This window comes from Clostridium felsineum DSM 794 (genome assembly GCF_002006355.2).
Taxonomy (GTDB): Bacteria; Bacillota; Clostridia; order Clostridiales; family Clostridiaceae; genus Clostridium_S; species Clostridium_S felsineum.
Genome location: NZ_CP096980.1, coordinates 4,344,487 through 4,358,559, shown reverse-complemented (window position 1 = coordinate 4,358,559; position 14,073 = coordinate 4,344,487). Strand labels below are relative to the sequence as shown.

The window sequence follows — 14,073 nt, the reverse complement described above, 5'->3', positions numbered from 1 at the left end:
GAGTGTTAACGTTAACATCAAAGTAAATAGTGGGGTGATTTTATGAAAAAGAACGCAGCTAATAGTATTTCTGTAAGAGAAAAGATAGGATATGGTTTTGGAGATTTTGCTTGTAATCTTGTTTATGCTAGTATTTCAAGTTATTTATTGTTTTTTTATACAGATGTTTTTGGAATAGCTTCAAGTGCAGCTGCATTTATGTTTTTTATAGTTCGTATTATTGATGCTGTTTCAGATCCTATTGTAGGAATTATTATTGATAAAACTAATACAAAGTATGGTAAGTTCAGACCATTTCTACTTTATGGAGCAATTCCCTTTGCAATTTTAGCAATATTATGTTTTACTACTCCTTCACTTCATGGTGGTGCAAAATTACTTTATGCATATGCTACTTATATTGCTTTATCAGTTTGTTATACTTTGGTAAATGTTCCTTATGGTGCTTTAACTTCTGCAATGACACAGGATCAACATGAATCCGTAAGTATAACAACCTTTAGAACATTTTTAGCTAATATTGGTCAAGTTATTGTTGCCTTTTGTGTACCATTACTTGCAGATACCTTTTCGAAATCAATGAGCCTCTCAAAAAGTTGGCAATTAACTATGCTTATTATTGGAAGTACTGGAGGAATTTTATTACTTATATGTTTTAAGTCAACAAAAGAAAGAGTTAAAGTTCCTTCTTCACATCAAAAGATAAAATTTAGTGATATTTTTGAACAATTTAGAGTAAACAGACCTTTAGTGGTTTTAGCTATATTTTTTCTTGTTATTTATGGAGTAAAATCTATTGTTAGTGCAACTGGAGTTTATTATGTAACTTATTATGTTGGAAAAGCTAATTTAGTTAAATGGTATTCAGCAATAGGTACCTTTCCTGCACTGATTATAATTCCTTTTATACCTTGGTTAAGTAGAAAATTGAGTAAGAAACAGCTTATGACAATTTCAATAATTACAGATATTGTGGGGATGGTAGGACTTTTTATTTTACCAAAAACTTGGATTGTCCCTATATTTATTTCAAGAGGAATAGCATCTGTTGGAAATGGAATGATTAGTGCGTATATGTGGGCACTTATTCCTGAAACTGTTGAGTATGGTGAATGGAAAACAAATAAGCGTTTAGGAGGTATGATTTATGCAGTTATAGGTTTCTTCTTTAAATGTGGTAATGCACTAGGAGGTATGATTCCAGGCATTGTTCTAGCTGCTAGTGGATATGTTGCACATAAATCACAGACTCCATCAGCTCTTCACGGTATTTTAATTACAACTGCTATAATACCTATTTGTCTATATGCAGTAGCTATTTTCTGTATGAGATTCTATAATCTAGATAAAGACACATATTCTAAAATTTCAGCAGAATTACAAAAAAGAAATGCTTTAGAATTACAAAAGGAAGGAATTTAATTTTATAAGAGGTGAATTTTATGCAATTTATTCATAATCCAATTCTTGAAGGCTTTAACCCAGATCCTTGTATAGTAAAAGCAGAAGGGAAATATTATATAGTTGTTTCAACCTTTGAATGGTTGCCAGGAATAAGAGTATATGAGTCCTATGATTTAGTTAATTGGAGATATTTAACTTCGGTTTTGACAAATGAAAGGTTAACTAATTTAAAGGGAAATCCAAAGGGCTGTAGTATTTGGGCTCCACATTTAACTTACTCTAAGGGTACGTTTTACCTTGTTTATACAGATGTTAAAAGTACAAAGGTACCATTTAAAGATGTAAACAACTATTTAATAACAGCGAAGGATATAAAAGGACCTTGGAGTGATCCAGTTTATTTAAATAGTTCAGGCTTTGATCCAGCATTATTTCATGATGATGATGGAAGAAAGTGGCTAGTAAATGAAATATGGGATTATCGCATAAATGAAAGAAATAGATCCTGCGGAATAGTTCTACAGGAGTTTGATGATGAAAAAAAAGAACTTATCGGTGACACATATAAAATTTTTAATGGAACAGAGTACAAAAAAACTGAGGCACCTCAAATTTATAAGCATGGAGAATACTATTACTTATTAACAGCAGAGGGAGGGACTGAGGAAGGGCATATGGTAACAATTGCACGTTCTAAAAATGTAACAGGTCCATATGAAGTTGATCCTAAAAACCCTATGTTAACTTCAAGAGATAATTCTGATTTAGTTTTACATTGTGCAGGACATGCAAGTTTGGTTGAAACTGAAAATGAGGAGTGGTATATGGCACACTTATGTACTAGGCCAGTTTTAGGTAAATACCCCATTTTAGGTAGGGAAACTGCACTTCAAAAGGTTAATTTTACAGAAGATGGATGGCTAAGATTAAGTAAAGGTGGTCATTCACCATATGTGGAGGTGCCAGTACCTAAGTCTTTTGAAGGGACTATTAATGAAAAAAGTAATGAGTTCTTTGATGATTTTAGTAATGAGGATATTAAAGATGAATGGAGTACTCTTAGATTATTTAAAAGTGAAGATTGGATAAAGGTAAACTCTAAGGAAAGCTATGTACGTATATATGGAGGGGAATCGCCTCAAAGCACCTTTGATCAACACATAATAGGAATAAGACAAAGAGATTTTAAATTTAAAGCAGAGACTTCTATTAATTTTAAACCAGCTAATTATTTAAATATGGCAGGAATAATATTGTACCTAGATATAATGAATTATGTTTATCTATACATTTCCTATGATGAGGGAAAAGGAATTTCAGCAGGAGTAATGAAAGCAGTAAAAGATGAGTTTAGCATAGAACAAGTACAGGTTTCAGTTAGTTCCAAAAATGTGAAATTAAAAATAAATGTAGACGGTATTGAAGCCAAATTTAGTGTAGAGAGTGAAGGAAAAGAGACTTACATTACAAGTGAAGATATAGGATTTTTATCTGGAGGCTTTACAGGGAATTTTGTTGGACTAACAGTAAATGATTTAGAAAAGAAAAATAGATGCTTTGCAGATTTTGATTACTTTAGTTATAAGCCGAAATGAATTTTTTATTTATATTTTAAGGAGGATGTAACATGGGAGCTAAATTTAATAGTAGAATTATAAAAACATTAACTTTATGTGGATGCATAGGTTTAGTTATCAATTGTATAGGTATTAGCCAAATGGGTAAAACAGTTAAGGCAGCAACAAATTTAACAGTTGATATAAACAATAATAAACCAAATGGGGTTTCTACGTTTAAAAATATTACGAGCGCAATTAATTATCTAAATATTCATAAGCCTACTAGTGAAAGCACAAGAGCAGTAATTAACATAAAAGCAGGCACTTACAAAGAAAAAATTGATTTAAAGGTACCATATGTAACTTTTAATGGAGATTCAAAGGGAATAACAAAATTAACCTTTAATGCTAGTAATAAAACTGTTAATCCCCAAGATCCAAATAAAGGCACATATGGTTCGGGTAATTGTGCAGCACTTATTGTTGAAGGAAAAGATTTTAAAGCAAATAATATGACTTTTGAAAATAGTTATTTAAAGGACAATGGAATTGATACACAAGCAGCATGTGTGCAAGTGCAGGGAGATCGTGCAGCCTTTCAAAATTGTAAGTTCTATAGTGGTCAGGATGTTCTTAATTTAAATTATAATAGATCATACTTTAAAAATTGTTATATTGAAGGTGCTGTGGATTCTGTTTGGGGACTCAGAAGTATAGCAGTATTTGAAAATTGTACACTCAATGAAATAAAAGATGGAGCAGCATATACTGCATTTGGTGATAAAGGCTGCAAAGTATTGCTTGATAAATGTAAGTTTACCTCAAATATTAATAAACAAGTAGTTCAAGCGATTACAAAGGTTGGTGGAGATTCAAGAAGATATTCAAAAGTTACAGGTGTATTATTCGGAAGAACGTGGTATCCAAGTTTAGAAGTCTGTATTAAAAATTCAGTAGTTACATCACCACTTTTACCTAAGGCATGGACTAACATGAAGAGTGATGCTATAGATCCTTCATGTCAATTATTAGAATACAAAAATATAGATGGAAATGGTAAATTATTAAATACAAGTCATAGAAACGCATCAAGACAACTTAGTGATAAAGAAGCAGTGGACTACAATGCATATAATTTGTTAAAGGGGACAGATGGATGGAAGCCTGTAAATAATTAGTTTTTAATCAATAAGGAAGGATATTATTAATATCAATCAATACATGTGATTAAAGCAAAAAGATAAAAATAGGGGGTAGGTTATTATGAAAAGTAATAAACTTAAATTATTTATAATCGGAACTTTAATATGTATACAGCCAATTGCATTTGGACAGTTTTCTGCTAAAGCTAGAAATGTAAAGATTAAGGATATGGTAATAGCGAATCCTACAAATTTGAGGGAAGCACCAGCAGCAGTTACAGATACGTCAGTTGTACTTGTTTGGGAAAAACCTCAAAATTATTCGAATGTAACAGGGTATACAATTTATGATGATAGCGGTAAAAAAATTGGAGATACAAATAAAACATATTTTAAGGTGCAAAATTTAAAGCAAAATACAAGTTATAGTTATTATGTAAAAGCACATGATGCCAAACTTGTAGAATCTCAAATAAGCAATGAAGTTACAATTAAAACTGATGCAACAAAACAAGTAATAAATGTTAAAGATTATGGTGCAGTTGGTAATGGCACAGCAAAGGATACGGTAGCCATTCAAAAGGCAATAGATGCTTGCAAAGATGGGGAAACTGTACTCTTACCACAAGGAAAATATTTAAGTGGAGCACTGTATTTACATGATAATATGACTTTTTATGTGGACAAAGGGGCACAGCTTGTTCCAAGTACAGACCTAAAGGATTATCCATGGACTTCAGCAAGACATGATATTGAAGATATTTATGATCCTAATAGTCCAACAAAAGGTAATCCTGCATTTTCAAGCCTAATAAATGCAGGGACAATGGACCACAACCAAAAGCCAACTACACATAATATAAAAATAATGGGAGAGGGAACTATTGGTGATGATAGCAATGGATTAACTCTTAGATCAGCCTATGATGCTTTTGGCGCAAAGAATACAGCTACACATTATGGTGGCGGAAGTCTCATAAGTCTTAAAAATTGTGACAATGTATATATGGACGGAATTCATATCAGAAATGGAATGATGTGGACAATAGTTCCTGTTTACAGTAAAGATATTACCTCTTATGAACTTGATATAAATACAACAGTTCATAATGGAGATGGCTTCGATCCAAACTCTTCATCTAACGTATATCTTTTGAAGGATACATTTTCTACAGGAGATGACTGTTCAGCTATTAAATCAGGCAAAGATGAAGAAGGAAGAAAAATAGGAATTCCATCTACTGATATTTATTATAGAGATTGTACATTTACAGCAGGACATGGAGGAATTACTTTGGGAAGTGAAATGTCTGGTGGAATTAGTGATGTTTTTGGAGAAGATTGCACACTTATGCCAATTGATTTAAAAACAAAGGCTGTTAATAGTGGTGTTCGTGTTAAGGTAAGTCCATCAAGGGGTGGATATATTCATAATTTAAAAGTAAGAGATTCTATTTGTAATAAAATTTCTGTAATTACTAACTATGATAAGCAAAAAGCCGCAACACCTGGAGTTCCACTGCCTGATATTTCACAATTTGAATTTACAAATGTGAATGCACCAAAAGGAAATTCTCAATATATATTGGATCTGAATGGCTCGAATTTTGGACAAGACATATCTTATTTAAGCAATCTTAAATTTAACGATTGTAATTTCTACTCAGCAAGGCTTGATTCTTGTAAAGATGTAATATTTAATAACTGTAATTTTGATAAGGGTATAACAAAAACAAATAGTGTAAATATTGAAGAAATTAAGTAGTTAATGAAAAGTTGGTTCCCTGATTATTAGGAGCCAGCTTTTTTTTAGAAATTATATAGCTGTATTTTTTATGCTATTTTTATTTGATATGAATAAGGATAAGATTACGGCAACAATAAGAACTACAGTTTCAATTAAGAAAGTATTGTGCACACCAAATACTAAACTTAAAGCTTGATTTTTTGAACTTGATGGGCTACTAACACCTGATAGATAATTCTTTTGATAAGAAGTCATAATAGCTACAAATAAAGAGGTTCCAAAGGCACCTGCTATTTGTTGAAGAGTATTTAATATGGCAGTTCCATGAGGATATTGTTTTGGTGATAGCTGATTTAAACTATTAGTTTGCACAGGCGTATTTATAAGGCCTACAGCAATTAAGGATAAGCAATGTAAAACAACAAGAACAGGAATACTAATGCCAGTAGATACTAAATATGAAAGTAATAAGAATGAAATAGCCGATATTATATATCCAGGTAAAATCAATGCTTTAGGACCAAATTTATCATATAAATGTCCTGCAAATGGTGAAATAAGGCCGTTAAGGAAGCCACCAGGTAACATAAGAAGACCGGCAGTAAATGCTGCTAAGCCTAAAGCTCCTTCAAGAAACATAGGAAGTATCAGCATTGTCGCAAAATTAATCATATGCATAACCATAAGTAGTATACAGCCAAGGCTAAACATAGACTTTTTAAATGGATGCATGTCTAGCATAGGTTCTTTCATATGCAATTGACGAAGCACAAAGGCAGCTAGTGATATGCACCCGATAATTATAGGTGCTGCTATTAAAACTGCAGTTGTAGTTCCTATATTGCTAACACCATATATGAAGCCACCAAAGCCTATTGTAGAAAGTACAATAGATAGAAAATCTATAGATGGTTTTGAAAGGGAGGTTACATTTTCAATATATTTTAAACCTAAAATTAGGGCTATAATTGAAAAAGGCATTGTTGCAAAGAATAACCATCTCCAATTAAGGTTTTGAATAATTAAACCAGAGATAGTAGGGCCAATGGCAGGAGCACAAAACATTACAAGATTGAAGATACCAAGAGCTTTTCCACGTTTCTCAATTGGATTAATAATTAATAAAGTATTTACTATGTTAGGTATTAAAATTCCAGTACCAACAGCTTGAATTAATCTTCCAATAAGTAGTATTGGAAAGTTTAGAGCTAAGCTGCTTACAATAGTACCTGCTAAAAATATGATTACAGAAGTTAAAAATAATTGTCTAGTTGTAAAAGTTTGAATAAGTAGGGCAGAAACAGGAATTAAAATTCCCATAATAAGCATATAACCTGTACTAAGCCATTGAACAGTAGTTGCAGATACAGAAAATTGAGCCATCAAATTTTTAAGTGCCATATTTAATAAAGTTTCACTTAACATACAGCAAAAACCTGCAAGTATTAGAGCAATGCTTATAGGTAGCACATTATAATTTTTTTTATTAAGATTCAGGTCCTCTAGAGTTTCTTCCATGTATTTTTTCCTCCTCAATAGAAATATTTTTTTCAAGTGTACTTAAAGTGTTTAAAAATAAAATCAATTGATCTTTGGAAATACCATTTATAATATTTTTAAATAAATCTTCAATAATAGGATATACCTTTGCTTCTAATGCCCTCCCTTCCTCAGTGGAATATATTAAAAATGAACGCCTGTCTTCGCTGCACTTTTTTCGTGTGGCTAAATTCTTTTTCTCAAGGATATCTAATATTCTAACTAGAGTTGCTTGATCCTTATCAACTGTTGCAGCTAAATGTTTTTGATTGATACCATCTTTTTCAACTAGATTTATTAATACAGACCATTGTTCTGTCGTTATATTATAACTTTTTAATTTTGAAGATAAGAGTCTAAGCATTTTTCTGTTGATGTAGTTTATATACATACCAAGGGATTTGTCCAAAGATTTCATAATTTACCTCCTAAAACACATGTACACATATAATTGATATACATATTATATTCATACCTATATTAACCAATTTAAGAAAAAAAGTCAAGTAAATGTAATGTAATACATAAATAATATATAAATTATGTAATGGGATAATAAGGGGTAGAATTAAAAGGTGATATAGTGTTATAATTTGATATATATATATAAATGTGATAAAATTAAGCTAATTTATTTTTAGGAGGAAACAATTAAATGGAATCAGATCCCGACCCAGCTAACATAATTTTTCAATTCATTTTGATAGCGATACTTACATTAGTAAATGCCTTTTTTTCTTCAGCAGAGATGTCTATAGTATCCCTTAATAAGACTAAGCTAAAGGTCTTAGCAGAGGAAGGAAACAAAAAGGCTCAAATCTTACAGAGGTTAATTAAAGAACCAACTAAGTTCTTATCAACAGTTCAGGTTGGAATAACATTGGCAAGCTTTTTTTCAAGTGCATCAGCGGCTACAGGCCTTTCAGACAGGTTTGGTAGTTACTTACAAAAAATGAATATTCCATATGGAAGTCAAATAGCATTTGTATTGGTTACACTTGTGTTATCTTATTTTACACTTGTTTTTGGTGAGTTATTTCCAAAAAGGATAGCACTTCAAAAATCACAAAAAATTGCAATGTTTTCAGCAAGACCCATATTATATGTATCTAAAATTACAGTACCATTTGTTAAGTTACTTTCCGCTTCTACCAATATTTTATTAAAATTAACAGGTATGAATATGGTTAAATTGGAGGAGAAAGTATCTATAGAAGAAATTAAATCAATAGTTGAAGCAGGACAAGAATATGGTGTAATTAATGAAGCTGAAAAAGAAATGATTAATAGTATTTTTGAGTTTGATGATAAAGCAGCAGAAGAGGTAATGACACCGAGAACAGAGGTGTATTTAATTAATATAGATAAGCCTTTAAAAGAGTATATTGACGAACTTTTAGAAGTTAAATATTCACGTATACCAGTATTTGAAGGTGACAGTGATAATATAATAGGTATTTTGTATATGAAGGATTTCATAGTGGAAGCACGTAAAGTTGGCTTTGACAATGTTAATATAAAAAACATATTACAAACAGCGTATTTTGTTCCTGAAAGAAAAAATATAAATGAATTATTTAAGGAGCTTCAAGTATCCAGAAAGCATATGGCAGTATTAATTGATGAATATGGTGGATTTTCTGGTATAGTTACAATAGAGGATTTAATTGAAGAAATAATGGGAAACATTAATGATGAATATGATGAGGATGAGAATTATATTCGAAAAATTGATGAGGATATCTTCATAATTAAAGGAATTATGCCTATAAGGGAATTAAATGAGCAATTGGATTTAGATTTGGATGAGGAAACAGATGATTATGATACACTTGGAGGACTTATTATCAAACTTATTGGACATATTCCAGAAGATGATGAAAGACAAAGTGTTGAGTATAAAGATATGATTTTTACTATAGAAGAAGTTAAGGAAAAAAGAATAGAAACTGTTAAAGTTCATTTACAAAAAAGTTCTTTAGATTAGTTAAATAGAAAGTATGCTTAAATTATACAGCATACTTTTTTAGTGTTTTTGTTTTATATATTTTAAGTTGAACTTTGGATCACAACACTGACAGTTTTTTCGCCTGACTTAGTATGAAGTTTTAAACTTACTTTATTGTTAGCACCAATTGTATAAACCGCTTCTCTAAGTTCATTCATTGAGTTTATATCTTTTCCATTAAGAGATAAAATAATATCTCCCTTGTGTATTCCAGCAGCTGATGCACCACTATTAGGTGAAACGTCATATACATAAATTCCTTTTTGAATATTTAAATTAAGATAGCCGTTCATTGATTTATCAAGACCTATAATTCCTATTATTGGTGTTTTAAATTGACCTGTGGTGGTTAAACTTTTAAGAACAGGCTTAACTATATTGATAGGTATGGCAAAACCTATTCCTTCGGCACTAGTTATTTTGGCTGAGTTTACTCCTATAACTTTTCCGTCTGAATTTATTAGAGGACCACCACTATTACCAGGATTGATGGAGGCATCTGTTTGAAGCAAATCTTCCATGAAAGTACCTTCACCTGCTTCAACGGTTCTATTAACAGCACTTACTATTCCAGAAGTTACAGTCCTTTGAAAGTTTAATCCTAGAGGATTACCTATAGCGATTGCGGTTTCTCCTATCTCAACATTTGAAGAATCTCCGAAAGCTACAGGCGTAAGATTTTTTTTATCAATTTTTAATATGGATAAATCTAAGCTTTCATTTGCCCATAGTGTTTTTGCAGGAACGGAGCTTCCATCATAAAGTGATATTTTTATGTCCTTACTACCTGCGCCAGCAACATGATTATTTGTTAAAATATACCCATCGCTGTCGATTATCATTCCTGAGCCTACACCTTCTTTTTTTGTGTAGTCTCTATCAATATAGGTTGTAGTAACGCCAACTACTGAGGGAAGAACTTTTTTAGAAGCCTTTGTAATAGGAGATTCTACGCTGGCAGAAGCATTTGCGGTATTAGGAGTTATGCTTTTTTTACTATTAAATTTGCAGCTAGTAAATGAAGAAATCAAAATAGTGTTTATTAAAATTATGGATAATATTTTATGAGTTTTCATAATATCGCCACCATTGTTTTTCTAATATTTTGACACAAAAATGCATATATTATTCTTAAATATTTACATACAAAAATTAATGTTATAAAATGATTTAAAAAGATATTTATAGGAGCTGATTGAAATGCAAATAAATCAATTCAAAATTGAAATTTTTATTCCAAAGGAGTTTGTTGAACAGTTAGGTGACAAACTTAGCGAAGCAAATGTGGGCAAAATAGGTAATTATGATCACTGCATGTCTATAAATGAAGTAAAAGGATATTGGAGACCGCTTAAAGGAGCAGAGCCTCATGAAGGTAATATAGGAGAACTATGTAAAGGTGAGGAATGTAAAATAGAAATGAGATGCAAACGTGAATATGTAGAAAATGCTCTAAAAATTATAAGAAAAGTGCACCCTTATGAAGAGCCAGTAATAAATGTTATACCTATTTTAAATGAATTATTTGAGTAAAAATATATAAATGTATGTGCGGTTAGTATTTATATATGGAAGGTTGATAGAATAAAATAGTTTAATAAAAGATAGGAAAGTCAAATAAAATCAACTTCTATAAGATTATTTAATATTAAAGTGTATTAATCCCAAAACCATGGCTAGTTTAAACTATGGTTTTGGGTAGTTTTATTTTTTAAACTGTTTGTTCACTTAAATTGGTTATGAAATTATATACATTCTCATCCTCATATCTTGAGATTTTTATATTTCCAAAATTACTTTTTTCACAATTAAAATTCAAAAAATCATTTAGAATATCATAATTAAGCGCTCTATCAATTTGAAAACTGCTAATTATTATCTTTTGACAGCAGGGTTTGCTGTTAGCGTCAGAAGGAAGAGATAACATGGCAAGTCCACCTATGTATTTGCTTTTATTTAAACTTGGTTTAATCATTGTTATATAAGCATAGCCATTTTCTTTACTATAAAGATTAAAGAATATAAGATTATCTGATATTTTATATTTTCCTTTAAATTCTTTTATAACTTTATCTTTAATACATATCTCAAAAGTACAATTATTTTTATTTATACTTAATTTAGCTTCATGAATTCCAGCCTTTTTTCCTGAATTTGTAACGAAAAAATAACAAAAATAATTAAGCTTGAAAATTTCATGTAGAGCATTACTATTCTCTATTGGTTCTTCAAAATATGAAGAGTTTAAAGGAGTAGTCAGAAATTCATCTACAGTTATGTGATATAGTTTGCAAATATACAAAATTGTTTCTATAGAAGGAAAAGTGTCACCAGATTTATATTTTGATAACAGATCCTCAGATACTCCTATTTTTGAAGCAAGCTTTTTTTGAGTACCTTCAAGCTGTATTAATTTTTTTAAATTATGAATAAATACAATAGAAGTTTCATCGTATATTTTATTTTTTAATATTTTTATTTCAAGGTTGCCGTTTTTCATATATAGCCTCCTTAAACTTGATTTTTATTCAAGATTATATTCTAACGTTATATATAATATACCATATTGTGCAAGATTATGTTTAGATTTTATATAACTATTGAGTTTATGTTATGCGTGAACTATATTTATAAATAAGTTTTAGCTGGAGGTGTAAAGCGAGGTGAAATTTAATTACCCTTGTTTTGGTATTATGAAGAAAATATATTATGTTAAATCAAAACTTTATGAATACGAATTTCAACTTAAAATATATTTTGAAGATAAAATCTGCGGAGTTTATGTATATAAAAATAGAGATTCGAAAGGAAATAAGTATATAGAATTTATGACTATTATAAAGGATGATTTTACAGAAAGTGAAGTTAATTTACTGAAAATGATACACAATAAGCTTAAGTTTAATAAAAAAATAAAGGGAAGATATGTGAGGCTAGAGGATATAGGTAAAACGGACTTAAAAATGGAGACTTATAATTGTTTAGAAAATAATGAATTAAAAAAAGAATATACAAATATAGACTATTTTACGTGGTGGCTTTTTAAGAACAAAGGTATAGGGGTAAGAAGTCCAGCGATAAATAAATTAAGCAGCGAAATAGGTTAGGAAGTGATGCTTTGAGTATACAGATTTTATTGATCTTGATATTTAATTTTATAATAACACTTATAGGAACACTTGCATATTCAACTAGATTAGTAGGAGTTAGAACAGGGAAAATAGCTATTTCATTTACTGTATTTAATATATTAACATTGATATCAAGAACAGCAGTTACTTTTCAAGAGCCACTTTTAACTAACTATGCTGAAAAAAATCTATATTCTAGTAATTTACTTAATGTTTTTAATATTATAATTTTGGTATCAGGTATAGCTTCGGTTTTAGGGGTAATTTTAATACCAACTTTTCAAAGAATGTTTTCAAAGGGAGTATTATTTTTTTCAGTAGAGAAATCTATTCCTAAACTTATAGTACATAGCATCACTAGAAGGGGTATTAGATCTATGAAACAGTGTGCTGTTCTACCTTCTAAAGAGAGTGTTAAAAAAATTGATTATAGGAGGTTGCCGCGAAAGATAGTACTTTATAATTTTATATCCGTTGCCGTTCTGACGGTTGGAGCTTTAGCGCCTATATATGCTTTTAAAATGGTACCTAATCTAAGAGCTACCTGCGTTACTTTATCTTCAGTTGTAAATGGCATTGCGCAGATACTTATGACTATTTTTATTGATCCTGCCATGTCTATTATGACAGAGGAAGTGATAGAAAAAAAGTGTAGAGAAGAAGATTTTAAAAATTGTGTTACTGCAATGGCTTTAAGTAAGGTTGCAGGTACATTTGCAGCGATAATTCTCTTAATTCCAGCGAGCTTTATTATTGTATATGCAGCAAAAGGTGTAGATTTTATATCAAGAATTTAGGTGGGTGAAAAATGATTAAAGCTATTTTAATGGATTCTGGAAAAGTATTAAATAAGCCTGTTACAGGAAATTGGTTTATTCCTCCTAAGTTTTTTTATTATGTAGATTGGGAAAGGTTTGAGGCCATACCAATATTAAAAAGAAAAGAAGCATTTAAAAAAGCAAATGAGGCTATGAAAAATCAAAATTTAATTGTTACAGAGAAAGAGGAATATGAGTATTTTGTTCAGTATTATAGAGTATTTTCAGAAGAACTTTTGTGTCTTAAATTAAACGATAGAGACGTTGAGGCTATTGCAAAAGATTTAGTTTATAACTATAGAAAATATGATTTCTATGGTGATGTTAATTCAGAAATACCAAAGTTAAGTGAAAAATATAAATTGGCCGTGGTTTCAGATGCATGGCCTTCACTAAAGGGTGTTTTTAAAAAAGCAGGGTTTGGAAGATATTTTTCGTCTTTTGTAATATCATCAACAAAAGGTACAACAAAACCAAATGAAATAATGTATAAAACAGCACTGTCTGAACTTGGGGTTTTGCCAGAGGAAGCTGTATTTATCGATGATAATATTAAAAATTGTAAAGGAGCAGAAGAGCTTGGTATAAAAAGTGTTGCGTTAAGCAGAGATAAAAGATCATACTTTTATAATAAAATATTTAATAGAAAATTTAAGGTTATAAGAAATTTAAAACAATTGAATAAGATTATTTAAAAGAAGTAAAAAGCCATAATTAGCTAGTCA

At 30.3% G+C, this 14,073-nt stretch carries 13 protein-coding genes; 9 read left to right on the top strand and 4 right to left on the bottom strand.

Annotation, left to right across the window (positions count from 1 at the left end):
• Positions 1 to 42: 42 nt before the first annotated feature.
• From CLFE_RS20235 to CLFE_RS20220, 4 genes are all read left to right on the top strand, one after another.
• Positions 43 to 1,422, top strand: coding sequence for a glycoside-pentoside-hexuronide (GPH):cation symporter (locus tag CLFE_RS20235; RefSeq protein WP_077893940.1), 1,380 nt, complete (start codon positions 43 to 45; stop codon positions 1,420 to 1,422).
• A 20-nt stretch (positions 1,423 to 1,442) separates the two neighbouring features.
• Positions 1,443 to 2,999 carry a glycoside hydrolase family 43 protein gene (locus tag CLFE_RS20230; RefSeq protein ID WP_077893941.1) on the top strand — a complete coding sequence of 519 codons (1,557 nt, stop codon included), beginning with the start codon at positions 1,443 to 1,445 and terminating at the stop codon, positions 2,997 to 2,999.
• Positions 3,000 to 3,031: 32 nt separating this feature from the next.
• Entirely contained in the window at positions 3,032 to 4,141 is a 1,110-nt protein-coding gene (locus CLFE_RS20225) for a pectinesterase family protein (protein ID WP_077893942.1), read from the top strand.
• Positions 4,142 to 4,226: 85 nt separating this feature from the next.
• Positions 4,227 to 5,870: a glycoside hydrolase family 28 protein gene (locus CLFE_RS20220; RefSeq protein ID WP_077850816.1), complete on the top strand. Its 1,644-nt coding sequence runs from the start codon at positions 4,227 to 4,229 to the stop codon at positions 5,868 to 5,870.
• 51 nt (positions 5,871 to 5,921) lie between these two features.
• On the opposite strand, the gene CLFE_RS20215 is transcribed toward CLFE_RS20220, so the two are convergent.
• Together CLFE_RS20215 and CLFE_RS20210 are read right to left on the bottom strand one after the other, a co-directional pair.
• Positions 5,922 to 7,370, bottom strand: coding sequence for an MDR family MFS transporter (locus CLFE_RS20215; RefSeq protein WP_077893943.1), 1,449 nt, complete (start codon positions 7,368 to 7,370; stop codon positions 5,922 to 5,924).
• On the bottom strand, positions 7,339 to 7,809 hold the full coding sequence (locus tag CLFE_RS20210) for a MarR family winged helix-turn-helix transcriptional regulator (protein ID WP_077850814.1): 471 nt from the start codon (positions 7,807 to 7,809) through the stop codon (positions 7,339 to 7,341). The genes CLFE_RS20215 and CLFE_RS20210 overlap by 32 nt, the downstream gene beginning before the upstream one ends.
• A gap of 237 nt (positions 7,810 to 8,046) precedes the next feature.
• On the opposite strand from CLFE_RS20210, the gene CLFE_RS20205 reads away from it, so the two are divergent.
• The gene (locus CLFE_RS20205; protein WP_077834585.1) at positions 8,047 to 9,378 is read left to right on the top strand and encodes a hemolysin family protein; all 1,332 of its coding nucleotides are present in this window, start codon (positions 8,047 to 8,049) and stop codon (positions 9,376 to 9,378) included.
• Between the two features lie 62 nt (positions 9,379 to 9,440).
• On the opposite strand, the gene CLFE_RS20200 is transcribed toward CLFE_RS20205, so the two are convergent.
• Complete coding sequence (locus CLFE_RS20200) at positions 9,441 to 10,475, bottom strand: S1C family serine protease (protein WP_077893944.1); 1,035 nt, start codon at positions 10,473 to 10,475, stop codon at positions 9,441 to 9,443.
• Between the two features lie 124 nt (positions 10,476 to 10,599).
• Here CLFE_RS20200 and cutA point away from each other — a divergent pair, with 124 nt between their 5' ends.
• Positions 10,600 to 10,932, top strand: coding sequence for a divalent cation tolerance protein CutA (gene cutA / locus CLFE_RS20195; RefSeq protein WP_077834583.1), 333 nt, complete (start codon positions 10,600 to 10,602; stop codon positions 10,930 to 10,932).
• A 178-nt stretch (positions 10,933 to 11,110) separates the two neighbouring features.
• Here the strand turns inward: cutA and CLFE_RS20190 are convergent, their stop codons facing one another.
• On the bottom strand, positions 11,111 to 11,899 hold the full coding sequence (locus tag CLFE_RS20190; protein ID WP_077893945.1) for a helix-turn-helix domain-containing protein: 789 nt from the start codon (positions 11,897 to 11,899) through the stop codon (positions 11,111 to 11,113).
• 163 nt (positions 11,900 to 12,062) lie between these two features.
• On the opposite strand from CLFE_RS20190, the gene CLFE_RS20185 reads away from it, so the two are divergent.
• Genes CLFE_RS20185 through CLFE_RS20175 form a run of 3 tightly spaced genes read left to right on the top strand, consistent with a single transcriptional unit; the run spans position 12,063 to position 14,043 of the window.
• A complete protein-coding gene (locus tag CLFE_RS20185) occupies positions 12,063 to 12,506 on the top strand; it encodes a hypothetical protein (protein WP_242951647.1) in 444 nt (147 codons plus the stop codon).
• Between the two features lie 11 nt (positions 12,507 to 12,517).
• Entirely contained in the window at positions 12,518 to 13,327 is an 810-nt protein-coding gene (locus CLFE_RS20180; protein ID WP_077893946.1) for a lipid II flippase Amj family protein, read from the top strand.
• An 11-nt stretch (positions 13,328 to 13,338) separates the two neighbouring features.
• Positions 13,339 to 14,043: an HAD-IA family hydrolase gene (locus CLFE_RS20175; RefSeq protein ID WP_077893947.1), complete on the top strand. Its 705-nt coding sequence runs from the start codon at positions 13,339 to 13,341 to the stop codon at positions 14,041 to 14,043.
• Positions 14,044 to 14,073: the final 30 nt, after the last annotated feature.

Coding starts and splice junctions, on each gene's coding strand:
- CLFE_RS20235 (WP_077893940.1), top strand. CDS start 43: ATGAAAAAGAACGCAGCTAATAGTATTTCTGTAAGAGAAAAGATAGGA.
- CLFE_RS20230 (WP_077893941.1), top strand. CDS start 1,443: ATGCAATTTATTCATAATCCAATTCTTGAAGGCTTTAACCCAGATCCT.
- CLFE_RS20225 (WP_077893942.1), top strand. CDS start 3,032: ATGGGAGCTAAATTTAATAGTAGAATTATAAAAACATTAACTTTATGT.
- CLFE_RS20220 (WP_077850816.1), top strand. CDS start 4,227: ATGAAAAGTAATAAACTTAAATTATTTATAATCGGAACTTTAATATGT.
- CLFE_RS20215 (WP_077893943.1), bottom strand. CDS start 7,370: ATGGAAGAAACTCTAGAGGACCTGAATCTTAATAAAAAAAATTATAAT.
- CLFE_RS20210 (WP_077850814.1), bottom strand. CDS start 7,809: ATGAAATCTTTGGACAAATCCCTTGGTATGTATATAAACTACATCAAC.
- CLFE_RS20205 (WP_077834585.1), top strand. CDS start 8,047: ATGGAATCAGATCCCGACCCAGCTAACATAATTTTTCAATTCATTTTG.
- CLFE_RS20200 (WP_077893944.1), bottom strand. CDS start 10,475: ATGAAAACTCATAAAATATTATCCATAATTTTAATAAACACTATTTTG.
- cutA (WP_077834583.1), top strand. CDS start 10,600: ATGCAAATAAATCAATTCAAAATTGAAATTTTTATTCCAAAGGAGTTT.
- CLFE_RS20190 (WP_077893945.1), bottom strand. CDS start 11,899: ATGAAAAACGGCAACCTTGAAATAAAAATATTAAAAAATAAAATATAC.
- CLFE_RS20175 (WP_077893947.1), top strand. CDS start 13,339: ATGATTAAAGCTATTTTAATGGATTCTGGAAAAGTATTAAATAAGCCT.